This window comes from Streptomyces sp. NPDC104096 (assembly GCF_055584385.1).
The window spans coordinates 104942-129036 of the sequence record NZ_JBVJMD010000023.1; the positions used below are offsets into that span (position 1 = coordinate 104942).

Genomic DNA, 24095 nt, shown 5'->3' on the forward strand with positions numbered 1-24095 from the left:
GAAGAGAATGACGATGACCGAGCAGGCCACCGGGGCCCACCATCCGCAGCCGCGGCCCCGATCCGGAGGACAGTCCGCGTCCGTCGAGCACGTCACGGGCGCGAAGTCCCTCATCCGCTCCCTCGAGGAGGTCGGGGCCGACACGGTATTCGGCATTCCCGGCGGTGCGATCCTCCCCGCCTACGACCCGTTGATGGACTCGACCCGGGTGCGCCACGTCCTGGTCCGCCACGAGCAGGGCGCCGGCCACGCGGCCACCGGGTACGCGCAGGCCACCGGTCGCGTCGGCGTGTGCATGGCGACCTCGGGTCCGGGTGCGACCAACCTGGTCACGCCGATCGCGGACGCCCACATGGACTCCGTGCCGCTGGTCGCGATCACGGGCCAGGTCGCCTCGAAGGCGATCGGGACCGACGCGTTCCAGGAGGCGGACATCGTCGGCATCACGATGCCGATCACCAAGCACAACTTCCTGGTGACGAAGGCCGAGGACATCCCGCGGGTGATCGCGCAGGCGTTCCACATCGCCTCCACCGGCCGCCCCGGACCGGTCCTGGTCGACATCGCCAAGGACGCCCTCCAGGCGCAGACCACGTTCTCCTGGCCGCCGGTCATGGACCTGCCGGGCTACCGCCCGGTGACCAAGCCGCACGCCAAGCAGATCCGCGAGGCCGCCAAGCTGATCACCTCCGCCAAGCGGCCCGTCCTCTACGTCGGCGGCGGGGTGCTCAAGGCCCGGGCCACCGCCGAGCTGAGGGTCCTCGCCGAGCTCACCGGAGCGCCCGTCACCACCACCCTCATGGCGCTGGGCGCGTTCCCCGACAGCCACCCGCTGCACGTGGGGATGCCGGGCATGCACGGTGCGGTCACCGCCGTCACCGCGCTGCAGAAGGCCGACCTGATCGTCGCCCTCGGCGCCCGGTTCGACGACCGTGTCACCGGCAAGCTGGACAGCTTCGCCCCGCACGCCAAGATCGTCCACGCGGACATCGACCCCGCGGAGATCGGCAAGAACCGCGAGGCGGACGTGCCGATCGTCGGTGACGCCCGTGAGGTGATCGCGGACCTGGTCCAGGCGGTGCAGAAGGAGCACAGCGAGGGCCACAAGGGCGACTACACCGCCTGGTGGAAGGACCTCGAACGCTGGCGGCAGACCTACCCGCTGGGTTACGAGCAGCCCGACAACGGCTCGCTCTCCCCGCAGCAGGTCATCCAGCGCATCGGCCGGCTCGCCCCCGAGGGCACGGTCTTCGCGGCGGGCGTGGGCCAGCACCAGATGTGGTCCGCGCACTACATCCAGTACGAGAAGCCCTCGACCTGGCTGAACTCCGGCGGCGCCGGGACCATGGGGTACGCGGTCCCCGCCGCCATGGGCGCCAAGGCGGGCGTGCCGGACCGGACCGTCTGGGCGATCGACGGCGACGGCTGCTTCCAGATGACCAATCAGGAACTGACGACCTGCGCCCTGAACAACATCCCGATCAAGGTCGCGATCATCAACAACGGTGCCCTGGGCATGGTCCGCCAGTGGCAGACCCTGTTCTACAACCAGCGCTACTCCAACACCGTGCTGCACTCCGGTCCGGGGGCGACCGGCAAGGAGCCGAGCGCCGGCACCCGCATCCCGGACTTCGTGAAGCTGTCGGAGGCGATGGGCTGTCACGCCATCCGGTGCGAGTCGCCGGACGACCTCGACAAGGTCATCGAGGAGGCGAACTCCATCAACGACCGTCCGGTCGTCGTGGACTTCATCGTCCACGAGGACGCGATGGTGTGGCCGATGGTCGCCGCCGGCACGTCCAACGACGAGATCATGGCCGCCCGGGACGTCCGCCCCGACTTCGGCGACAACGAAGACGACTGAGCGAGAGAGACCACACAGCAATGTCCAAGCACACGCTCTCCGTCCTGGTCGAGAACACGCCCGGCATCCTCGCCCGGATCGCCGCCCTGTTCTCCCGCCGCGGCTTCAACATCGACTCGCTCGCGGTCGGGGTCACCGAGCACCCCGACATCTCCCGCATCACCATCGTGGTGCAGGTGGAGGACCTGCCGCTCGAGCAGGTCACCAAGCAGCTCAACAAGCTCGTCAACGTGCTCAAGATCGTCGAACTGGAGCCGGGTTCGGCCGTTCAGCGCGAACTCGTTCTGGTGAAGGTGCGCGCCGACAACGAGACGCGCTCCCAGATCGTCGAGATCGTCCAGCTCTTCCGCGCCAAGACCGTCGACGTCTCCCCCGAGGCCGTGACCATCGAGGCCACCGGCAGCGGCGACAAGCTGACGGCCATGCTCAAGATGCTGGAGCCGTACGGCATCAAGGAGCTCGTCCAGTCCGGAACGATCGCCATCGGCCGCGGCGCCCGCTCGATCACGGACCGGTCGCTGCGCGCGCTGGACCGATCTGCGTAAGTCTGGGTAGGGGCGGCCGGCCGTCGGCGGGCCGCCCGTATACCGAGACCCGAAACCTACCCTTCCCCTCATCGTCATACGGTGAGAGCAACACCTGCACACCAAGGAGAGAACCCAAAGTGGCCGAGCTGTTCTACGACGCCGACGCCGACCTGTCCATCATCCAGGGCCGCAAGGTCGCGGTCATCGGCTACGGCAGCCAGGGTCACGCGCACGCCCTGTCGCTGCGTGACTCGGGTGTCGACGTGCGGGTGGGCCTGCACGAGGGCTCCAAGTCCAAGGCGAAGGCCGAGGAGCAGGGCCTGCGTGTGGTGACGCCCGCCGAGGCCGCCGCCGAGGCCGACGTCATCATGATCCTGGTGCCGGACCCGATCCAGGCCCAGGTCTACGAGGAGTCCATCGCCCCGAACCTGAAGGACGGCGACGCCCTGTTCTTCGGTCACGGCCTGAACATCCGCTACGGCTTCATCAAGCCCCCGGCCGGCGTGGACGTCTGCATGGTCGCCCCGAAGGGCCCGGGCCACCTGGTGCGCCGTCAGTACGAGGAGGGCCGCGGCGTTCCGTGCATCGCCGCCGTCGAGCAGGACGCCACCGGTGGCGCCTTCGCGCTGGCGCTGTCGTACGCCAAGGGCATCGGCGGCACGCGGGCCGGCGTCATCAAGACGACCTTCACCGAGGAGACCGAGACCGACCTGTTCGGTGAGCAGGCCGTCCTGTGCGGCGGTACGGCCGCGCTGGTCAAGGCGGGCTTCGAGACGCTGACCGAGGCCGGCTACCAGCCGGAGATCGCGTACTTCGAGTGCCTGCACGAGCTGAAGCTGATCGTCGACCTCATGTACGAGGGCGGCCTGGAGAAGATGCGCTGGTCGATCTCCGAGACCGCCGAGTGGGGCGACTACGTCACCGGCCCGCGCATCATCACCGACGCCACCAAGGCCGAGATGAAGAAGGTCCTCGCCGAGATCCAGGACGGCACGTTCGCCAAGAACTGGATGGACGAGTACCACGGCGGTCTGAAGAAGTACAACGAGTACAAGCAGCAGGACTCCGAGCACCTGCTGGAGACCACCGGCAAGCAGCTGCGCAAGCTGATGAGCTGGGTCGACGAGGAGGCGTAAGCCTTGTGACCGAAGGGCCGGGGCGGCGCGCTCCGGCCCTTTCGGCAGACCCTGGGTAACACCGGGAACCAGTGTGTTGTCCAACCCGTCCAGCCACGGACGGGTGATCCTTACGCAGAGGCGCAAGACAGCCTTTGCCGCGCTACTACACTGCTCCACTACATACGCGTCAGGCCCACAGCGTCGTGCGTCTTCCACGCGGCTAGCCCCCTCCTCCGCCTGCGGCCGTCGGGACGGCCGTCCGCACGCGCCCCCATGGCCTGGCGGGCATGGGAGGTGCCCCAGACTTGTGAGGACTCACGTGAGCTCGAAACCTGTCGTACTGATCGCTGAAGAGCTGTCGCCCGCGACCGTGGAGGCGCTGGGCCCGGACTTCGAGATCCGGCACTGCAACGGAGCCGACCGAGCCGAGCTGCTCCCGGCCATCGCCGACGTCGACGCGATTCTGATCCGCTCGGCCACCAAGGTCGACGCCGAGGCGGTGGCCGCCGCCAAGAAGCTGAAGGTCGTCGCCCGGGCCGGTGTCGGCCTGGACAACGTGGACGTCTCCTCGGCCACCAAGGCCGGCGTGATGGTCGTCAACGCCCCCACCTCGAACATCGTGACCGCCGCCGAGCTCGCCTGCGGTCTGCTCCTGGCCACCGCGCGTCACATCCCGCAGGCCAACACCGCTCTGAAGAACGGTGAGTGGAAGCGGAGCAAGTACACCGGTGTCGAGCTGGCCGAGAAGACCCTCGGCGTGGTCGGCCTGGGCCGCATCGGCGCCCTCGTCGCGCAGCGCATGTCCGCGTTCGGCATGAAGGTCGTCGCCTACGACCCCTATGTGCAGCCCGCGCGCGCCGCCCAGATGGGCGTGAAGGTGCTGTCCCTGGACGAGCTGCTCGAGGTCTCCGACTTCATCACCGTCCACCTGCCCAAGACCCCCGAGACGGTCGGCCTGATCGGCGACGAGGCGCTGCGCAAGGTCAAGCCGAGCGTGCGCATCGTCAACGCCGCGCGCGGCGGCATCGTCGACGAGGAGGCGCTGTACTCCGCCCTCAAGGAGGGCCGGGTCGCCGGCGCCGGTCTCGACGTGTACACCAAGGAGCCCTGCACGGACTCCCCGCTGTTCGAGTTCGACCAGGTCGTGGCCACCCCGCACCTCGGCGCGTCGACCGACGAGGCGCAGGAGAAGGCGGGCATCGCGGTCGCCCGGTCCGTGCGCCTCGCCCTCGCCGGTGAGCTCGTGCCGGACGCGGTGAACGTCCAGGGCGGTGTCATCGCCGAGGACGTCAAGCCGGGTCTGCCGCTCGCCGAGCGCCTCGGCCGGATCTTCACCGCGCTCGCCGGTGAGGTCGCGGTCCGCCTCGACGTCGAGGTGTACGGCGAGATCACCCAGCACGATGTGAAGGTGCTGGAGCTGTCGGCGCTCAAGGGTGTCTTCGAGGACGTCGTCGCCGAGACGGTCTCCTACGTCAACGCCCCGCTGTTCGCGCAGGAGCGTGGCGTCGAGGTGCGGCTGACCACCAGCTCCGAGTCGCCCGACCACCGCAACGTGGTCACCGTGCGCGGCACCCTCGGCAACGGCGAGGAGGTCTCCGTGTCCGGCACGCTGGCCGGCCCCAAGCACCTCCAGAAGGTCGTCGCCGTCGGTGACTACGACGTCGACCTGGCGCTCGCCGACCACATGGTGGTGCTGCGCTACGAGGACCGTCCGGGTGTCGTGGGCACGGTGGGCCGCATCCTCGGTGAGGCCGGTATCAACATCGGCGGTATGCAGGTCGCCCGCGCGGCGGTCGGTGGCGAGGCGCTGGCCGTGCTGACCGTGGACGACACGGTGCCGCCGACGGTGCTGGCCGAGGTCGCGGCGGAGATCGGCGCGACGTCCGCCCGGTCGGTCAACCTCGTCTGAGTCCGCCTGTCGTGCCCGGGGGCTGCCGTCCCCGGGCTCCCGCGGACCGCGTGCGCAAGGCGCCGGGCGGGCTGAGGATCCTCAGCCCGCCCGGCGCCTTTTCGTCTGCCGTCGCCTCGTGTGTCGCCGCCTCGTCTGCCGTCATCCGGCCTTGACGTGGATCTTCCGCAGGGTCAGCGCCGCCAGCACCGCCGCCGCGACCAGCAGCACCGCCCCCGCGATGCCGGCCGCCTGCATCCCGTCGGTGAAGGACGCCCGCGCCGCCGCTGCCAGGGCGTCACCCGTGCGCCCCGGGAGCCGGCCGGCGAGGGCGAGCGCGCCGCCCAGCGTGTCGCGGGCCCCGGCCGGTGCCGAGGAGGGCATCGCGTGGCGGTAGACCGCGGTGCCGATGGAGCCGAGGACCGCCATGCCCAGGGCACCGCCGAACTCCCCGCCGGTCTCCAGGAGGGAGGCGGCCGAGCCCGCGCTCTCGGCCGGGGCCGCGCTCAGCGCCAGGTCCGTCATCTGGGAGATGACCATGACGATGCCGGAGGCGAGCACCCCGCACGCGCTCAGGACCAGCCAGAGCGAGTCGGTGCCGGCCAGGGCGAGCAGACCGTAGCCGGCCGCGCCGATCAGCAGGCCCGCGGTGACGACGTAGGCGCGGTTGACGCCCTTCTGGACCAGGGCGGTCGCCGCCGGGGCGGCCATGCCGATCGGCACGGACGGCAGCAGCGACCACAGGGCCGCTTCCATCGCGCTCTTGTCCAGCACCGACTGGAGGTACTGGGTGGTGAAGAATGCCGAGCCCAGTATCGCGAAGGACGAGACGAGGTTGAGGACGACGGCCGGGGCGAAGCCGGTGCCGCGGAACAGGGCCGGGGAGATCATCGGGTGCGCGACCGTGCGCTGGCGGTGGACGAAGAGGGCCGCGAAGAGCAGGCCTACGGTGATCGCGACGACGTACCGCACGTTCCAGCCGTCGGAGGGGATGCCCTTCAGGCCGTAGACGACGGGGAGCACCGCGGCCATGGACAGCGGGACGCTCGGCCAGTCGAAGCGGCCGGGCCGGGGGTCCCTGGACTCGGGGAGCAGGACCGGGCCGAGGACCAGCAGCAGTGCCATCGCGGGCAGGTTGACCAGGAACACCGAGCCCCACCAGAAGAACTGCACCAGTACCCCGCTGAGCACCGAGCCCAGCGCGATCCCGGCCGTCATCACGCCGGACCACAGGCCGATCGCCTTGGCGCGCTGGCCGGGGTCGGTGAACATCGTGCGGACCAGCGCCATGGTCGAGGGCATCAGGGTCGCGCCGCCGATGCCGAGGATCGCGCGGGCCGCTATCAGGGTCTCGGGGCTGTCGGCGTAGGCGGCCACCGCCGAGGCGGTGCCGAAGGCGGCGGCGCCGATCAGCAGCAGCCTGCGGCGGCCGATGCGGTCGCCGAGCGAGCCCATGGTCATCAGCAGGCCGGCCAGGACGAACGCGTAGATGTCGAAGATCCACAGTTGCTGGGTGCCGCTGGGTGCGAGGTCCGCGCTGATCGCCGGGATCGCGAAGTAGAGGACGGAGACGTCCATGGAGACCAGCAGCAGCGGAAGCATCAGCACGGCCAGGGCGGTCCATTCGCGGCGCCCGGCGCGGGCGGCCGGGGGCGTGGTGGCGCCTGCCGCGGTGGTGTCGGTCGGGTCGGTGCCGGGTGGGTTGGTGCTCGGCGAGTTCGTCATGCCGAGGAATGTACGCGCGTCTTAAACGGTTGTCTAGAACGCTTGTATAAGTCAGGCGTCTAGGACGGTTGTATGGATCGGCGGTAGGCTGCCGTGCATGGGACATCGTGAGGATCTGCTCGAAGGCGCCAGGCGCTGCCTGCTGGCGAAGGGCTTCGCGCGCACCACGGCGCGCGACATCGTGAAGGAGTCGGGGACGAATCTCGCGTCCATCGGCTACCACTACGGGTCCAAGGACGCGCTCCTCGCGCAGGCGTACCTCTCGCTGGTGGAGGAGATGTCCTTCGAGGGGGACGGGGGAGCCGGGATCAGCGCCCCGCCCGGCTCGCTGGAGCGCTTCCGCGAGGTGTGGTCGAACATCGCCGAGTCGATGCGGCAGCCCGGCTCGATGTGGCGGCTCGGCATGGAGGTCCTCACCATCGAACTGCCCGAGGTGCGCGACCATCTGGCCCGTGCCCAGCGGGAGGGCGGGCGGGGCCTCGTCGCCCTCCTCATGGGCGTGCCGGAGGAGGAGGTGTCCGACGAGACCGCGGACACGCTGGGCCGCTTCTACATGACGCTGATGACGGGCCTCATCGCGCAGTGGACCTTCGATCCGAAGACCGCGCCCGACGGGGACGTGCTGACGGAGGGGCTGCGGCAGATCATCGAGGCCGCCAACCGGACCTGACGCGACGGCGGCCCGCCGGGACCGGCGGCGCTCAGCGCGCGTCGGCCCCGTCGTCGCGCAGCCGCGCGCCCTTCAGTGCCATGTGCAGCAGCAGCCGGTCCTCCCCGTCGTCCAGGTCCAGCCCCGTGAGCTGCTCGACCCGGGACAGCCGGTAGTACAGCGTCTGGCGGTGGATGCCCAGCTCCGCCGCCGTACGCCCGGCCTGGCCCGCGCAGTCGAGGTAGGCCTCCGCCGTACGCGCGAGATCCCGCTGTGCCGGGGACAGCAGCGCCTGCACGGCGCTGTCGCGGGCGGCCGTCGGGGGCAGCGCGGTCAGCAGCCGGTACGGCCCGATGGCCGACCACTCGGCGACCGGCCCGAGCCGGGGCTCCGCCCGTGCCGCCCGCGCCGCCGCCGAGGCCTCGTGCCAGGCGGCGGCCAGCTCCGCGAGTCCGGTGCGCGCCTCGCCGACCCCGGCCGCGGCGGCCCCTTCCTTCACCCCTGCCGCGCCCGCGGCCCCTTCCCTCAGCAGCCGGGCGGCCGTGGTCAGCGCGGGCGCGCGCACGTCCGCGGACCGCAGCCGCACCAGCACCGCGAGGCTCTGCCCGGTGGCGCCCCGGGGGACCGTGCACAGGGCGGTGGCGTGCGGCACCGCCCGCGCCGACGGCGCGCCCTGTGGATCGGCCGACCGCCAGGGGGTCACGCAGACGATCGTGTGCAGGCCGTCCGCGCGGGCGCCCAGTGCCGTGCGCAGCTCCGCCACCGCCATCTCCTGCTGCCAGCCGTGCTCGGCCGTCAGCACCGCCCGCAGCTCCCGGGACAGGTCGGCGCCGTGCTGCGCCTCGTCGGCCAGCAGCTCCCCGATCCGGCCCGCGACCCGCATGGCGGCGGCCAGCTGCGCCTCGGAGGGGCCCGGGTCGTCGTCCAGCAGCCACACGTAGCCGAGGACGACACCCCGATGACGGGCCGGCAGACAGATGCGGCCCCGGTACACGCCCGCCTCCGGGGTGGGCGGGATCCGCACCGGTCCTGCCGCCCGGGTGATGCCGAAGCCCTCGAACCAGGTGCGCACCGCCGTCGTGGAACGGCGGGTCAGGATCGAGCGGGTGCGCACCGGGTCCAGGGCCGCGGCGTCCAGCTCGTCCTCGCTGTCGTACGCGCCGAAGGCGATCAGCTCGAAGTCGCGGTTCTCCAGCGTCGCCGGGGCGCCCAGCAGTTCCGAGAGCTCGTCGACGAGCTCCTGGTAGTCAGCCCGGTGGTGGAAGGGCGCGGCGTCCGACGTCACTCCGGCATTCTCCCGCATGTACGGGGGCCTTTCATACATCTGTCTGAGAACCGGGGCGCGGATGCGTGACAGCTGTCGATGGCCCACGATCGGAGAGATCCTTAGGTTTCACGGTGGTTCTCCGTGCCGTACCCGAATCGTCGGTGAGCGGCCGTTTCGTGCTTGTCTGTGGAGGTGCCCCGTGCTGGGTCCCGTGATTCTCGCCGCGTCGCGCAGCGACCGGATGCGCCGTCTGATCTCGGCCGCTCCGGTGACCAAGCCGGTCGTCGACCGCTTCATCCCCGGTGAGACCGTCGACCAGGTCGTCCCGATCATCGAGGACCTCACGGGCAAGGGCCTGGAAGTCACGATGGACGTCGTCGGCGAGGACATCACCACCCCCGAGCAGTCCTACGCCGCCCGTGACGCGTACCTGGAGCTGATCGGCCGCCTCAAGGAGCTCGGCCTCGGCACCAAGGCCGAGATGTCGGTCAAGCTCTCCATGTTCGGACAGGCCCTGGAGGGCGGCCACGAGCTGGCCCTGGCCAACGTCCGCCCGGTCGTCGAGGCCGCCGCCGCCATCGGCACCACCGTCACGCTCGACGCCGAGGACCACACCACCCTCGACTCGATGTTCGCCATCCACGAGGAGCTGCGGAAGGACTTCCCGCAGACCGGCTGTGTGATCCAGGCCTACCTCTTCCGCACCGAGGACGACGCCCGCAGGCTCGCCGCGGCCGGCAGCCGCGTGCGCATCGTCAAGGGCGCCTACAAGGAGCCCGCCGAGGTCGCGTACCAGAAGAAGTCGGACACCGACAAGGCGTACGTCCGCATCCTGAAGATCCTGATGGAGGGCGAGGGCTACCCGATGATCGGGTCCCACGACCCGCGCCTCATCTCGATCGCCCAGGAGCTCGCGCGGACGGCCGGGCGCAAGCTGGACGAGTACGAGTTCCAGATGCTGTACGGCATCCGCAGCGACGAGCACGTGCGGCTCGCCGCCGAGGGCCACCGTATGCGCGTCTACACCGCGTACGGCACCGACTGGTACGGCTACTTCATGCGTCGCCTGGCGGAGAAGCCGGCCAACCTGCTCTTCTTCGCCCGCTCGATCCTCACCAAGGGCTGAGACCGAACACCCGCTCGACTCAAGGAGTTACGGAAAAAATGGACGCTGTGACCCAGGTCCCCACCCCCGTCAACGAGCCGGTGCACGGCTACGCCCCCGGCTCGCCCGAGCGCGCCCGCCTGGAGGTCAAGTTCAAGGAGCTGGCCGAGAACCCGATCGACCTGCCGATGACCATCGGCGGCGAGCGGCGGATGGGCGGCGGCGAGCGCTTCGACGTCGTGCAGCCGCACAACCACAAGGCGCGTATCGGCACCTACGCCAACGCCACGCAGCAGGACGCCCAGGACGCCGTGGACGCGGCCCTCGCCGCCGCCCCGGCCTGGCGCGCGATGTCCTTCGACGACCGCGCCGCGATCATCCTGCGCGCCGCCGAGCTGCTGGCCGGCCCCTGGCGCGAGACGCTGGCCGCCTCCACCATGCTCGGCCAGTCGAAGACCGCCCAGCAGGCCGAGATCGACACTCCCTGCGAGCTCGTCGACTTCTGGCGCTTCAACGTCCACTACGCCCGCCAGATCCTCGCCGAGCAGCCCCCGGCGAACTCCCCGGGCGTGTGGAACCGCATGGACCACCGTCCGCTGGAGGGCTTCGTCTACGCGATCACGCCCTTCAACTTCACGGCGATCGCGGGCAACCTGCCCACCGCCCCGGCGCTCATGGGCAACGTCGTCGTGTGGAAGCCGTCCCCGACGCAGACCCACGCCGCCGTGCTGCTGATGCAGCTCCTGGAGGAGGCGGGCCTGCCCAAGGGCGTCATCAACCTCGTCACCGGTGACGGCATCGAGGTCTCCAAGGTCGCCCTCGAGCACCGCGACCTGGCCGGCATCCACTTCACCGGCTCGACCAAGACCTTCCAGTACCTGTGGAAGACGGTCGGCAACAACATCGAGAAGTACCGCTCCTACCCGCGTCTGGTCGGCGAGACCGGCGGCAAGGACTTCGTGGTCGCCCACCCGTCGGCGGACCGCGCGGTCCTCAAGACCGCCCTGACCCGCGGCTCCTTCGAGTACCAGGGCCAGAAGTGCTCGGCGAGCTCGCGCGCCTACGTCCCGGCCTCCATCTGGAACTCCGGTTTCAAGGAGGAGTTCGCGGCCGAGGTCGACGGGCTGACCATGGGTGACGTCACCGACCTGTCGAACTTCATCGGCGCGGTCATCGACGAGCGCTCGTTCGCCAAGAACAAGGCGGCCATCGACCGCGCCCAGTCCGACCCGACCTGCACGATCGTCGCGGGCGGCACCTACGACGACTCCGTCGGCTACTTCGTGCGCCCGACCGTCGTCGAGTGCACGGACCCGGAGAACGAGGTCTTCACGACCGAGTACTTCGGCCCCTTCCTCGCCGTGCACGTCTACGAGGACGACAAGTACGACGAGATGCTGACCCAGATGGAGTCGGCGTCCGACTACGCCCTCACCGGCTCGGTCATCTCCGGCGACCGCGCGGCGGCCGCGTACACGATGGAGAAGCTCCGCTTCGCGGCGGGCAACTTCTACATCAACGACAAGTCGACCGGCGCCGTCGTCGGCCAGCAGCCCTTCGGCGGCGGCCGTGCCTCCGGCACCAACGACAAGGCCGGCGCCCCGCAGAACCTGATGCGCTGGACGCTGACCCGCGCCATCAAGGAGACGCTGGTCCCGCCGACCGAGTACGGCTACCCGCACATGGGCTGACATCCCCGACCCCGCACGGGCCGGGCCGGATCCTTCGCGATCCGGCCCGGCCCGTCGGCGTGTGCGCGGGCAGACTGTCCTCATGGCCCGCGCGGAGCAGGAGACGGTGACCACGGACGACGGCGTACGGCTGTGGGCGAGCGGCTCCGGCCGGGGCGAGCCGCTGGTGCTGTGCCACGGCGGACCCGGCCTGTGGGACATGTTCGCCGACGCGGCCGGGCCGCTCGCCGCTCTGGCCACGGTGGTCCGCTGGGACCAGCGCGGGTGCGGTCGCTCCGAGCGGTGCGCGGGACCGTGGACGGCCGAACGCTTCGTGGCCGACCTGGACGCCGTACGGCGCCACTTCGGGTTCGGCCGGATGGCGCTGCTCGGCCACTCCTGGGGCGCCCAGCTCGCGCTGGAGTACGCGCTCGCGCACCCGGAGCGGGTGAGCGCGCTGGTCTACGCGGCGGGGACGGGCATCGGGCCGGACGCCGACTGGCGCGAGGCCTGTACGGCGAACTTCCTCGCCCGGCTCGGCGACCGTCCCGAACGGCTCGCCCGCTGGCGGGAACTGACGGACCGGCCGCAGAGGACCGACAGCCAGGAGCGGGAGCGTGCGGTGCTCCGGTGGTCGGCGGAGTTCGCCGACCGCGAGCGCGCGCCGGAGCTCGCCGCGCGGATGGCCGAGCCGTGGTTCGCGGTCAACGACGCCTGCAACCGGGTCCTCGACCGGGAACGGCGCCTGCGCTGCGGCACGGCGGAGCTGTACGAGGCCTGCCGGGCCCTGCGGGTGCCGGTGACGATCCTCGACGGAGCCCACGACATCCGGCCCCGCTCGGCCGTGGACTCGCTGGAGCGGGCCCTGCCGAGGGTGCGCCGGGCGACCCTGCCGGAGGCCGGCCACCTGCTGTGGACCGAGGATCCGGCGGGCTTCACGGCGGCGGTGGCACGTGCCGTCTCAGATAGTAGGAAGTCCGAGTAATTGTAGAGACAGTGGCGCGCTTCTCCCTTAGCGTTGTAGGAGCCGAACGTCTCGCTCGATCCAGCGAATGGCGGTCGTGAGCCGGGCCCCGTGCAGGCAACCCCTGCGGCCAGGCTTCCCGCCCTTTCCGGCGTCTCGTACCCCCTTTCCACGCTCCCGGATTTCGAAGGAGTCGATTTCCCATGGCCGAGACGACCGTCCGCCGCCGAGTCCGTCACACCTCCCGCAGCAGCGAGTCCGACCGCAAGAACGCCGCGGCCGCGCTCCAGCGCGCCCTGGACCGCCGTGACAACGGCGGCGAGACCGGCCACTGAGCCGAACCCCTTCACCGCACGCCTGGATTGCCACCACCTGTGCCGGGAGCCGCACCCGTCGGGTTGCGGTGCGGGGTCCACGCCCCGCGCCGCACCTCGAAATGGTCGATGCGCCTGCCGTTCGCGGCGAGCGCCGGCACCCGCAGCCGTGGGGTCGTCCCGCCGGACGCCTCCACGGACAGCAGGGAGAAGCCGCGGTAGCGCACCCGTGACCATTCCACGGTCTCGGCGCTCTGCTGCCGCGACCTCGTCCAGTGGGACGTCTCGACCGGCTCGTGGCGGGCCACCCGGCCCTCGTGGCTCTCGTCGGCGCCCGCCGGAAAGCCGTACAGGTCCCGGCCGCCGCCACCGGCGGTGACGTACACGGTCCCGTCCCGGGTCGGGTCCGTCGACCCGCCGACCGGCACCGGCCTGCCCGCCCCGCCGTTCTTCACCGCGTCGGTCCGCTCGTACACATGGTTGTGCCCGTTGATCACCAGGTTCACCTGGTGCTGCGCGAACAGCGGTACCCAGGCGGCGCGCACCTCGGCCTCGATCCGGGGGCCCAGCCCGTCCGGCCGCGTTCCCAGGCGCAGATACGGGCGGTGCACCGCGGCCGGCACCTGCCAGGAGACCCGCATCCCGGTCCGCCTGCTCCGCCATGCTCATCCGGCGCGCGAGCCGCGGCGGGATGCCGACGTCGGGAAGGTCCATGGCGGTGAACTTCCCGACGCGCGCGGACAGCTGCCGTACGCGGGAGTGAACGCCACCCGACGGGACGAGTCGCTGCGCCATCGGGGTGTCCGTATCGCGGACGCCCCGTGTCATTCCATGGGACGAGGAGTAGGGTGCCCGCATGTCTCGCAGCATCAATCTCGCAGTGATCCCCGGTGACGGCATCGGCCAGGAGGTCGTGGCCGAGGGTCTCAAGGTCCTCTCCGCCGTCCTCCCGCAGGATGTGAAGCTGGAGACCAAGGAGTACGACTTCGGCGCCCGGCGCTACCACGCGACCGGTGAGACCCTCACCGACGCCGACCTCGACGCGCTCAAGCAGCACGACGTCATCCTGCTCGGCGCGATCGGCGACCCGTCGGTGCCGTCCGGCGTCCTGGAGCGCGGCTTCCTGCTCAAGCTCCGGTTCGCCTTCGACCACCACGTCAACCTGCGCCCCTCGAAGCTGCTCCCGGGTGTCGCCACGCCGCTGGCCGGCCAGCCCGAGATCGACTTCGTCGTGGTCCGCGAGGGCACCGAGGGCCCGTACACCGGCAACGGCGGCACCATCCGCAAGGGCACCGAGCACGAGGTCGCCACCGAGGTCTCGGTGAACACGGCCTTCGGTGTCGAGCGCGTGGTCCGCGACGCGTTCGCCCGCGCCCAGGCCCGCCCGCGCAAGAAGCTCACGCTGGTCCACAAGAACAACGTGCTGACCTTCGCGGGTCACCTGTGGACGAACATCTTCAACAAGGTGGCCGAGGAGTTCCCCGAGGTCACCACCGAGTACATCCACGTCGACGCGGCCACCATCTACCTGGTCACCCAGCCCGAGCGCTTCGACGTCATCGTCACCGACAACCTCTTCGGCGACATCATCACCGACCTCGCCGCGGCCGTCTCCGGCGGCATCGGCGTCGCCGCCTCCGGGAACATCAACCCGACCGGCGCGTTCCCGTCCATGTTCGAGCCGGTGCACGGCTCGGCCCCGGACATCGCGGGCCAGGGCAAGGCGGACCCCACCGCCACGGTCCTGTCCGTCGCCCTGCTGCTGCGCCACCTCGGCTACGAGGCCGAGGCGGCCCGGATCGAGGACGCCGTCTCCGCCGACCTCGCGGAGCGCGTCGGGCAGCCCGCCCGCAGCACCACGGAGATCGGCGACGCCCTCTCCGTACGAGTAGCCGGCTGACCCCGCGCCACTCGAATCACTCGAAGCCGCCGGGTCGCATCAGCACCCGGCGGCTTTCCGTATGCCTCGCCGGGTGCCACCATCAACCCCTGGGCCGCATTCACCCCGTTTTCTTCCGCCGCACGCCCCGCGCGATAATCGAACGCGGAGCCGCGGTATGAGGGAATGCTCGGACGTCCTAGCACCGGCCACCGGCCGTGCGGGAGTGAGCGCGGCCCGTCACTACAACCGGTGAAGGACACCTACTCATGACGACGCCCACGATCGAGCTGAAGCCCTCCGCCAACCCGCTCTCCGCCACGGAGCGCGCGGCGATCCTGACCAACCCCGGGTTCGGCCGCCACTTCACGGACCACATGGTGACGATCAAGTGGACCGAGGGGCGCGGCTGGCACGACGGCCAGCTCGTTCCGTACGCGGCGATCCCGCTCGACCCGGCCACCAACGTCCTGCACTACGCCCAGGAGATCTTCGAGGGGCTCAAGGCCTACCGCCGCCCCGACGGCTCCGTCGCCACCTTCCGCCCGGACCAGAACGCCCTGCGGTTCCAGCGCTCCGCCCGTCGTCTGGCGATGCCCGAGCTGCCGGTCGAGACCTTCGTCGAGGCGTGCGACCTGCTGGTCCAGCAGGACAAGGACTGGGTCCCGGCGCACGGCGGCGAGGAGTCCCTCTACCTGCGCCCCTTCATGATCGCCACCGAGGTCGGGCTGGGCGTCAAGCCCGCCAACGAGTACCTGTTCATCGTCATCGCCTCCCCGGCCGGCGCGTACTTCCCCGGCGGCGTGCGCCCGGTCTCCATCTGGGCGTCCGAGGACCGCGTCCGCGCCGTCCCCGGCGGCATGGGCGACGCCAAGACCGGCGGCAACTACGCGGCCTCCCTGCTCGCCCAGGCCGAGGCGGCCGCCCAGGGCTGCGACCAGGTCTGCTACCTCGACGCGGTCGAGCACAAGTGGGTCGAGGAACTCGGCGGCATGAACCTGTACTTCGTGTACGGGAACCGGATCGTCACCCCGACCCTCAGCGGCTCGATCCTGGAGGGCGTCACCCGCGACTCCCTGCTGGCCGTCGCCCGCGACCTCGGCTACGAGGCCGAGGAGGCCCGCGTCTCCATCCAGCAGTGGCAGGCCGACTCCGAGAGCGGCACCCTCACCGAGGTCTTCGCCTGCGGCACCGCCGCCGTCATCACCCCGGTCGGCAAGGTCAAGCGGGCCGGCGCCGAGTGGAGCCAGTCGGGCGGCGAGCCCGGCGAGGTCACCATGCGTCTGCGCCGGGCGCTGCTCGACATCCAGCGCGGCACGGCCGAGGACAAGCACGGCTGGATGCACGAGCTGGGCTAGTGGTCACGGGGCCTCAGGCCTCGTTGCTCACCAGGGCCGCCGTGGACTCCGTGTCCGCGGCGGCCCCGCCGTTCGCGGACCGGGTCGTCCACAGCAGGTACACCGCCCCGCCGACCAGTCCCGACAGCAGGAAGCTGCAGTCCACCCCGCCGGTCAGCGACAGCAGCGGGCCCTCGTACGACGGCAGCGACACCGCCAGCAGGCCGACCACCGCGCCGAGCGCCCAGGAGACCGTGGCGGACACGTTCCAGCCGGCCCGGTACCAGTAGATCCCGCCCCGCGCGCGCCGGTTGAAGACCTGGAGGGCGTCGGCGTCGTAGTGTCCGCCGCTGCGCACGAAGCCGATGAGGGTGATGACCGCCCAGGGGGTGCCGATCGCGGTCAGCAGCAGTACGAAGGACGTCATCGCGGACTGCGCGTCCCACGCGTAGTGGCCGACGAAGACGCAGGCCGTCGCCACCACCGCGACCGTGACGGTGGCCCGCGCGCGGGAGGCGCGGGGCAGGATCGCGTCCAGGTCGAGACCCATGGAGTAGAGCATCAGGCCCGCGTTGCCGACCGAGCCCGCGGAGGCGGACAGCAGCAGCGGGAGCAGGTACCAGCCGGGGGAGGCGGAGACGAGCGGGCCCGCGTAGTCGAGGGCCGCGCCGGCCGCGTACGCCGTGAAGGTGCCGAAGAGCTGCGGGACCAGCAGGCCCAGGATCAGCCCGAGCCAGGTCGCGTGCAGGACCCGGCGCGAGGAGTGGCGGGCGGGGGAGATGTAGCGGGTGTAGTCGCCCAGCAGGGTGATGAACGCGATCGGCCCGGACAGACCGGCCGCCACCGTCGCCAGCAGCCAGGTGGGCCAGAACCCGCCCAGCAGATAGCCGCCCGCCCCGGGCAGCGCGGCGGTCGTGAAGTGCGGGGCGTACGCGATCACGCCCAGCACCAGCAGGGCCGTCATGCCGATCGCGAGCACGCGGGACATGGCGAGCAGCACCCGGTAGCCGTAGACCGCGCCGGCCACGGTGGCGGCCGCGAGCACCCCGTAGACCAGGCCGTACGAGGCCCCCGAGGGCGTCAGTCCGAACAGCCGGTGCAGGACGCCGACCATCACGTCGCCGCCGATCCACACGGTCAGGGCGGTGTAGCCGAGCGCGAGGAGCAGGCCGACGACCGAGCCGACCAGCCGGCCGCGCACCCCGAACTGGGCGCCGGAGGAGGTGGACAGGTTGGTCGCGGTGCGCAGGGAGACCAGCGCCAGCGGAGCGGTCAGGGCGGTGCCGATCGCCGTGCCCGCCACGATCGAGCCGACCGACGCCCACCAGCCGAGCCCGAAGGACGGCGGCAGCCAGCCGAAGATGATCACGCCGAGGCAGAGGTTGGAGCCCAGCAGGATCGACACGAGGTCGCGGGGCCCGCTGGTGCGTTCCTCGTCGGGGATGGTGTCGACTCCGCGCTGTTCTATCGGCATGACCGGTCTCCTTCGACCTACGACAAACCTCGGGCAGGAATGAGTGCGTGCTTCCCGAGCACAGTTTGAGCGACGCTCAATGTGACGTGTTCGAAGGTCGACCGTCAATGTTTCGGTTGAATGAATCCGACGTTTAGAGTGATGCTCTAACCTGAGGAAGGCAAGGAGGTGCCGTGTCGTGAGACTGACCCCCACCGAACGTGACCGGCTGCTGCTCTTCGGGGCCGCCGAACTGGCCCGTGCCCGCCGCGCCCGCGGCCTGCGGCTGAACGTGCCGGAGGCGACCGCGATCATCGCGGACACCGTCTGCGAGGCCGCCCGCGACGGCCGGCGGCTGGCCGAGGCCGTCGCCGCGGCCCGGTCCGTCCTCGGGCCGCAGGACGTCCTGCCGGGCGTCGCCGACATCGTCACCGAGGTGCACGTCGAGGCCGTCTTCGACGACGGCTCGCGCCTGGCGGTGGTCAGCGACCCGATCGGCGGCGGACTGGGCGACCAGGGACCGGGCGCGCTGCTGCCGGGCCCCGAGCACGCCGAGCCCGAGGCGGCCGTCCGGCTGACGGTCACCAACACCGCGGCCGTCCCGGTCTCGGTCACCTCCCACTTCCACTTCTTCGAGGCCAACCCGCGCCTGGACTTCCCGCGCGCACGGGCCTACGGGATGCGGCTGGCGGTCCCGGCCGGATCCTCGGTGCGCTTCGGCCCCGGTGAGAGCGCCGAGGTCGGGCTCGTGCCGATCGGCGGCGAGCGGATCACGATCGGCTTCGCCGGCCTGGTCGACGGACCGCTCGACGCGCCCGGCGCCCGGGAAGAGGCCCTGCGCAGGGCCGCCGCCTGCGGCTACCTCGGCGTACCGCACACCCCTGACCAGGAGGCCGAGCGATGAGCCGCCCCGGAGGCCACCCCGCCGACACCCGCCGTCTCACCCCGTACGAGTACGCCGCCACCCACGGCCCGCGGGCCGGCGACCGCGTCCGCCTCGGCGACTCCGGTCTGACGATCCGCGTCGAGTCCGACGCCCAGCTCCACGGCGACGAGTTCCTGGCCGGCTTCGGCAAGACCGCCCGCGACGGCCTGCACCTCAAGGCGGCCGCGGTCCGCGACACCTGCGACGTCGTGATCAGCAACGTCGTCGTGATCGACGCCGTGCAGGGGATCCGCAAGGTCTCCATCGGCATCCGCGAAGGCCGTATCCACGCCATCGGACGGGCCGGCAACCCCGACACCCTCGACGGCGTCGACGTCGTGGTCGGCACCGGCACCTCGATCGTCTCCGGCGAGGGGCTCATCGCCACCGCCGGGGCCGTCGACACCCATGTCCACCTGCTGTCGCCGCGCATCATGGAGGCCTCGCTGGCCTCCGGCGTGACCACGATCATCGGGCAGGAGTTCGGGCCGGTGTGGGGCGTCGGCGTCAACTCGCCGTGGGCGCTGCGGCACGCCTTCAACGCCTTCGACGCCTGGCCGGTCAACATCGGCTTCCTGGGCCGGGGTTCCTCCTCGCACGCGGCCCCGCTGGTCGAGGCCCTCGCCGAGGGCGGCGCGTCCGGCTTCAAGGTGCACGAGGACATGGGCGCCCACACCCGGGCCCTGGACACCGCGCTGCGCGTCGCCGAGGAGCACGACGTCCAGGTCGCCCTGCACAGCGACGGGCTGAACGAGTGCCTGTCGGTCGAGGACACCCTCCGCGTCCTGGAGGGCCGCACCATCCACGCCTTCCACATCGAGGGCTGCGGCGGCGGACACGTGCCGAACGTGCTGAAGATGGCGGGCGTGCCGAACGTCATCGGCTCCTCCACCAACCCCACCCTGCCCTTCGGCCGGGACGCGGTGGCCGAGCACTACGGCATGATCGTCTCCGTCCACGACCTCAAGACCGACCTGCCCGGCGACGCCGCCATGGCCCGCGACCGCATCCGGGCCGGCACCATGGGCGCCGAGGACGTGCTGCACGACCTGGGCGCGATCGGCATCACCTCGTCGGACGCGCAGGGCATGGGGCGCGCGGGGGAGACCGTACGCCGCACGTTCGCCATGGCCGGGAAGATGAAGGCCGAGTTCGGCGCCCCCGAGGACCACGACAACGAGCGGGTCCTGCGCTACATCGCCAAGCTGACCATCAACCCCGCCATCGCGCACGGCCTCGCGCACGAGGTCGGCTCCATCGAGACCGGCAAGCTCGCCGACATCGTGCTGTGGCGGCCGGAGTACTTCGGCGCCAAGCCGCAGCTCGTGCTCAAGGCCGGCTTCCCGGCCTACGGCGTGACCGGCGACCCCAACGCGGCCACCGACACCTGCGAACCCCTCGTCCTCGGGCCGCAGTTCGGCGCGTACGGCGCCACGCCCGCCGACCTGTCCGTCGCCTTCGTCGCGCGGGCCGCGGCGGACCAGGGCAACGACACGATGCCGACCCGCCGGCGCCGGGTCGCGGTGCGCGGCACCCGGGGCATCGGCCCCGCCGACCTGCGCCTGAACTCCCGTACCGGAGCGGTCGACGTCGACCAGCGCACCGGCCTGGTCACCCTCGACGGCGAACCCGTCCGCTCCGAACCGGCCGACTCGGTCGCCCTCAACCGCCTGTACTTCCTCTAAGGATCACCATGTCTGCTGCCGCCGACGGCTTCCGCATGCCCGCCGAGTGGACCCCGCACGAGCGCACCTGGATGGCGTGGCCGGGCCCCAACCCGACCTTCGACGACCCCGAGGACCTCGCCGCCTCCCGCGCGGCCTGGGCGTCGGTCGCCCGTGCCGTCCGCCGCTTCGAACCCGTCACCGTGGTGTGCGGCCCCGGGCAGCGCGCGCAGGCCGCCGAACTGCTCGGACCCGGCGTCGACACGGTCGAACGCGACCTCGACGACGCCTGGATGCGCGACATCGGCCCCACCTTCCTCACCGACGGCAAGGGCGGGCTCGCGGCCGTCGACTGGACGTTCAACGGCTGGGGCGCCCAGCACTGGGCCCGCTGGGAGCACGACGCGAAGATCGCCGCGCAGGTCTCGGACCTCGCGGGAGCCAGGACGTACGCCTCGGAGCTGGTCAACGAGGGCGGCGCGATCCACGTCGACGGCGAGGGGACCGTCCTGCTGACCGAGACCGTGCAGCTCGGCCCCGAGCGCAACCCGGGCTGGACCCGGGAGCAGGTGGAGGCGGAGATCCACGCCCAGCTCGGCACCCGCAAGGCGATCTGGCTGCCGCGCGGCCTCACCGGCGACTACCCCCCGCACGGCTTCGGCACCCTCGGCCATGTCGACATCGTCGCCGCCTTCGCCCGTCCGGGCGTGGTGGTCGCGCACCACCAGCCCGACCCGGCGCACCCCGACCACGAGGTGACCCGCGAGGTCATCGGCATCCTGCGCGCCCAGACCGACGCGCACGGCCGGCCGCTGGAGGTCGTCGAGGTCCCCGCGCCCACCGTCCTGGAGGCCGACGGCCACTGGGCCGACTACTCCTACATCAACCACTACCTCTGCAACGGCGGTGTGGTGCTGTGCGGCTTCGACGACCCGCGGGACGAGGTCGCGGCCGGAATCTTCGGCCGCCTGTTCCCCGAGCGGACGGTGACGCCGGTGGACGCCCGTACGATCTTCTCCGGTGGCGGTGGCATTCATTGCATCACCCAGCAGCAGCCGAAGGTCTGACACCACAGGAGCAGCGGATGGCCGGTGCGGCGCGGGCGCGCAGGAACGCGCCGCCGCGCGAGGAGGTCCTCGCCGCGGCCATGGACATGATCGCCGAGCGCGGTCTGGAGAAGCTCACCATGGCGGGGCTCGGCCGCGAGGTCGGCATGAGCAGCGGCCATCTCCTGTACTACTTCCACTCCAAGGACGAGCTGCTGCTCCAGACCCTGGAGTGGAGCGAGAGCAGGCTGGGCGCCGAGCGGGGCCGTCTCCTCACCCGTGCGGCCCCCGTCCGCGAACGCCTCGACGCGTTCGTCGACCTGTACGTCCCCGACGGCCACCACGACCCGCACTGGACCCTGTGGCTGGAGGTCTGGAACCGCTCGCAGAACGCGGACGACGACGCCCGCGACCGCCAGGCCGCGATCGAGGGTGCCTGGCACCGCGATCTCGTCGCCCTGCTCGCGGAGGGCATCTCGCGCGGCGAGATCGGCCCGGTCGACCCCGACCGCTACGCCACCCGGCTGCGCGCCCTCCTCGACGGCCTGTCCATCCACGTGGCGATCGGGCTGCGCGGCACCGGCCGGGCACAGGTCCTCGGCCACGCCCGGGAGTTCCTGGACCAGACGCTGGCGCGGACCGGGCCCGCGGACGGCTGACCGGCCGCCAGGGTGGTACGCCGTCGCCGGGGCCGGTGCCGACCCGTGCCATGCCGTGTCCACGAATGGGCAGCGCGCTGTTCGCATCCTGAGACGGACGGTGAGCACGGGGGCGAATTGTGCCAGACTGCCGCCGTGCTCTCGTTCGCCATGATTATTGGCAGCAGGCGCGCCGGTCCGCAGTGACCGCCACGTACGACCAGGTACGGGCGGCCATCGTGTCCTCGACCCGCGCGCAGACCTCTCGCACCCGCGAGAGGTTTTTCGTTTTCCCGGCCCACCTTCAGCCAGGGGGCGAAGCGCGCGGAACCGTGGGGGGACGGTGGAGCCGGTCATTCCGGTAGACCGAGATCCAAAACAGGAGCCTTGAACCCATGACGGAAACCAGCGAACTCGACGACTCGTTCCACGTCTTCGACACCACCCTGCGCGACGGCGCCCAGCGGGAGGGCATCAACCTCACCGTCGCCGACAAGCTGGCCATCGCACGGCACCTGGACGACTTCGGCGTGGGCTTCATCGAGGGCGGCTGGCCCGGCGCCAACCCGCGCGACACGGAGTTCTTCGCCCGCGCGCAGCAGGAGATCGACTTCAGGCACGCCACGCTCGTCGCCTTCGGCTCCACCCGCCGCGCCAACGCCAAGGCCTCCGAGGACGCCCAGGTCAAGGCGCTGCTGGATTCCGGCGCCCCGGTGATCACCCTGGTCGCGAAGTCCCACGACCGGCATGTGGAACTGGCGCTGCGCACCACGCTGGACGAGAACCTGGAGATGGTCCGCGACACCGTCTCCTACCTGCGCTCGCAGGGCCGCCGCGTCTTCGTCGACTGCGAGCACTTCTTCGACGGCTACCGCGCCAACCCGGAGTACGCCAAGGCCGTCGTACGGGCCGCCGCGGAGGCGGGCGCCGACGTGGTGGTCCTGTGCGACACCAACGGCGGGATGCTCCCGGCCCAGGTCCAGGCGGTCGTCGCCACCGTCCTCGCCGACACCGGCGCCCGGCTCGGCATCCACGCCCAGGACGACACCGGGTGCGCGGTCGCCAACACGCTCGCCGCCGTCGACGCGGGCGCGACCCACGTCCAGTGCACGGCGAACGGCTACGGCGAGCGGGTCGGCAACTCCAACCTCTTCCCGGTGGTCGCCGCGCTGGAGCTGAAGTACGGCAAGAAGGTGCTGCCCGAGGGCGCGCTGCGCGAGATGACCCGGATCTCGCACGCCATCGCCGAGGTGGTCAACCTGACCCCGGCCACCCACCAGCCCTACGTCGGGGTCTCGGCCTTCGCCCACAAGGGCGGCCTGCACGCCTCCGCGATCAAGGTCGACCCGGCCCTGTACCAGCACATCGAGCCCGAAGAGGTCGGCAACACCATGCGGATGCTGGTGTCCGACATGGCCGGCCGCGCCTCGGTCGAGCTCAAGGGCAAGGAACTCGGCATCGACATCAGCGACGACCGCGAGCTCGTCGGCCGGGTCGTCGAGCGGGTCAAGGAGCGCGAGCTCAAGGGCTACACCTTCGAGGCGGCGGACGCCAGCTTCGAACTGCTGCTGCGCGCCGAGGCCGAGGGCAGGGCCCGCAGCTACTTCGAGGTGGAGTCCTGGCGCGCGATCGTCGAGGACCGTCCCGACGGCTCGCACGCCAACGAGGCCACGGTCAAGCTCTTCGCCAAGGGCGAGCGCATCGTCGCCACGGCGGAGGGCAACGGCCCCGTCAACGCGCTGGACCGCGCCCTGCGGGTGGCCCTGGAGAAGATCTACCCCCAGCTCGCCCAGCTGGAGCTGGTGGACTACAAGGTCCGCATCCTGGAGGGCAAGCACGGCACCCAGTCCACCACCCGGGTCCTGATCTCCACCTCGGACGGCGCCGGCGAGTGGTCGACGGTCGGCGTCGCGGAGAACGTCATCGCCGCCTCCTGGCAGGCCCTGGAGGACGCGTACACCTACGGCCTCCTGCGCGCCGGCGTGGAACCCGCGGCCTAGACACTGTCGCGGCCCCGGGGGAGGCACCCCCCGCGCCCCGCCGGGGCCGGGGGATCAGGCCC

General features: G+C 71.4%; 19 protein-coding genes and 1 pseudogene. 16 read left to right on the plus strand and 4 right to left on the minus strand.

Annotation, left to right across the window (positions count from 1 at the left end; genetic code table 11):
* Positions 1-7 precede the first annotated feature (7 nt).
* The 4 genes from ACZ60B_RS23440 to serA all read left to right on the plus strand — a co-directional run bounded on the left by ACZ60B_RS23440 (position 8) and on the right by serA (position 5418).
* Complete coding sequence (locus tag ACZ60B_RS23440) at positions 8-1864, plus strand: acetolactate synthase large subunit (protein WP_469389948.1); 1857 nt, start codon at positions 8-10, stop codon at positions 1862-1864.
* A gap of 20 nt (positions 1865-1884) precedes the next feature.
* Positions 1885-2409 (plus strand): acetolactate synthase small subunit, encoded by a 525-nt coding sequence (gene ilvN / locus ACZ60B_RS23445; RefSeq protein ID WP_450661819.1) that lies wholly within the window; start codon positions 1885-1887, stop codon positions 2407-2409.
* Positions 2410-2528: 119 nt separating this feature from the next.
* Positions 2529-3527 (plus strand): ketol-acid reductoisomerase, encoded by a 999-nt coding sequence (gene ilvC, locus ACZ60B_RS23450; protein WP_450661820.1) that lies wholly within the window; start codon positions 2529-2531, stop codon positions 3525-3527.
* 301 nt (positions 3528-3828) lie between these two features.
* Complete coding sequence (gene serA, locus ACZ60B_RS23455) at positions 3829-5418, plus strand: phosphoglycerate dehydrogenase (protein ID WP_469389951.1); 1590 nt, start codon at positions 3829-3831, stop codon at positions 5416-5418.
* Positions 5419-5559: 141 nt separating this feature from the next.
* On the opposite strand, the gene ACZ60B_RS23460 is transcribed toward serA, so the two are convergent.
* Positions 5560-7122: an MFS transporter gene (locus ACZ60B_RS23460; protein WP_469389953.1), complete on the minus strand. Its 1563-nt coding sequence runs from the start codon at positions 7120-7122 to the stop codon at positions 5560-5562.
* A gap of 97 nt (positions 7123-7219) precedes the next feature.
* On the opposite strand from ACZ60B_RS23460, the gene ACZ60B_RS23465 reads away from it, so the two are divergent.
* Complete coding sequence (locus ACZ60B_RS23465; protein WP_469389955.1) at positions 7220-7792, plus strand: TetR/AcrR family transcriptional regulator; 573 nt, start codon at positions 7220-7222, stop codon at positions 7790-7792.
* A 31-nt stretch (positions 7793-7823) separates the two neighbouring features.
* Here the strand turns inward: ACZ60B_RS23465 and ACZ60B_RS23470 are convergent, their stop codons facing one another.
* A complete protein-coding gene (locus ACZ60B_RS23470; protein WP_469389957.1) occupies positions 7824-9074 on the minus strand; it encodes a PucR family transcriptional regulator in 1251 nt (416 codons plus the stop codon).
* 163 nt (positions 9075-9237) lie between these two features.
* Here ACZ60B_RS23470 and ACZ60B_RS23475 point away from each other — a divergent pair, with 163 nt between their 5' ends.
* The 4 genes from ACZ60B_RS23475 (at position 9238) to ACZ60B_RS23490 (ending at position 13112) form a co-directional block, all read left to right on the plus strand.
* Positions 9238-10164, plus strand: coding sequence for a proline dehydrogenase family protein (locus tag ACZ60B_RS23475; protein WP_469389959.1), 927 nt, complete (start codon positions 9238-9240; stop codon positions 10162-10164).
* Between the two features lie 38 nt (positions 10165-10202).
* Positions 10203-11834: an L-glutamate gamma-semialdehyde dehydrogenase gene (pruA, locus tag ACZ60B_RS23480; RefSeq protein ID WP_469389961.1), complete on the plus strand. Its 1632-nt coding sequence runs from the start codon at positions 10203-10205 to the stop codon at positions 11832-11834.
* A gap of 82 nt (positions 11835-11916) precedes the next feature.
* Entirely contained in the window at positions 11917-12798 is an 882-nt protein-coding gene (locus ACZ60B_RS23485; protein WP_469389963.1) for an alpha/beta fold hydrolase, read from the plus strand.
* A 182-nt stretch (positions 12799-12980) separates the two neighbouring features.
* Entirely contained in the window at positions 12981-13112 is a 132-nt protein-coding gene (locus ACZ60B_RS23490) for a hypothetical protein (protein ID WP_152887268.1), read from the plus strand.
* 80 nt (positions 13113-13192) lie between these two features.
* Here ACZ60B_RS23490 and ACZ60B_RS23495 read toward each other — a convergent pair.
* A pseudogene (locus ACZ60B_RS23495) lies at positions 13193-13636 on the minus strand (phosphoesterase); the annotation flags it as partial.
* 311 nt (positions 13637-13947) lie between these two features.
* Here ACZ60B_RS23495 and ACZ60B_RS23500 point away from each other — a divergent pair.
* Both ACZ60B_RS23500 and ACZ60B_RS23505 read left to right on the plus strand, forming a co-directional pair.
* The gene (locus ACZ60B_RS23500; RefSeq protein WP_152887271.1) at positions 13948-14991 is read left to right on the plus strand and encodes a 3-isopropylmalate dehydrogenase; all 1044 of its coding nucleotides are present in this window, start codon (positions 13948-13950) and stop codon (positions 14989-14991) included.
* A 248-nt stretch (positions 14992-15239) separates the two neighbouring features.
* On the plus strand, positions 15240-16328 hold the full coding sequence (locus tag ACZ60B_RS23505; protein WP_450661831.1) for a branched-chain amino acid aminotransferase: 1089 nt from the start codon (positions 15240-15242) through the stop codon (positions 16326-16328).
* A gap of 13 nt (positions 16329-16341) precedes the next feature.
* Here the strand turns inward: ACZ60B_RS23505 and ACZ60B_RS23510 are convergent, their stop codons facing one another.
* Complete coding sequence (locus ACZ60B_RS23510) at positions 16342-17781, minus strand: cytosine permease (RefSeq protein WP_469389966.1); 1440 nt, start codon at positions 17779-17781, stop codon at positions 16342-16344.
* A 178-nt stretch (positions 17782-17959) separates the two neighbouring features.
* Here ACZ60B_RS23510 and ureA point away from each other — a divergent pair, with 178 nt between their 5' ends.
* The 5 genes from ureA to cimA all read left to right on the plus strand — a co-directional run bounded on the left by ureA (position 17960) and on the right by cimA (position 24033).
* Complete coding sequence (ureA, locus tag ACZ60B_RS23515; protein ID WP_469389968.1) at positions 17960-18664, plus strand: urease subunit gamma; 705 nt, start codon at positions 17960-17962, stop codon at positions 18662-18664.
* A complete protein-coding gene (locus ACZ60B_RS23520) occupies positions 18661-20370 on the plus strand; it encodes an urease subunit alpha (protein WP_469389970.1) in 1710 nt (569 codons plus the stop codon). Before ureA ends, ACZ60B_RS23520 begins: the two co-directional genes overlap by 4 nt.
* An 8-nt stretch (positions 20371-20378) precedes the next feature.
* Positions 20379-21416: an agmatine deiminase family protein gene (locus tag ACZ60B_RS23525; protein WP_469389972.1), complete on the plus strand. Its 1038-nt coding sequence runs from the start codon at positions 20379-20381 to the stop codon at positions 21414-21416.
* Positions 21417-21433: 17 nt separating this feature from the next.
* Positions 21434-22054, plus strand: coding sequence for a TetR/AcrR family transcriptional regulator (locus tag ACZ60B_RS23530; protein ID WP_469389974.1), 621 nt, complete (start codon positions 21434-21436; stop codon positions 22052-22054).
* 374 nt (positions 22055-22428) lie between these two features.
* Positions 22429-24033: a citramalate synthase gene (gene cimA, locus ACZ60B_RS23535; RefSeq protein ID WP_469389976.1), complete on the plus strand. Its 1605-nt coding sequence runs from the start codon at positions 22429-22431 to the stop codon at positions 24031-24033.
* Positions 24034-24095 lie beyond the last annotated feature (62 nt).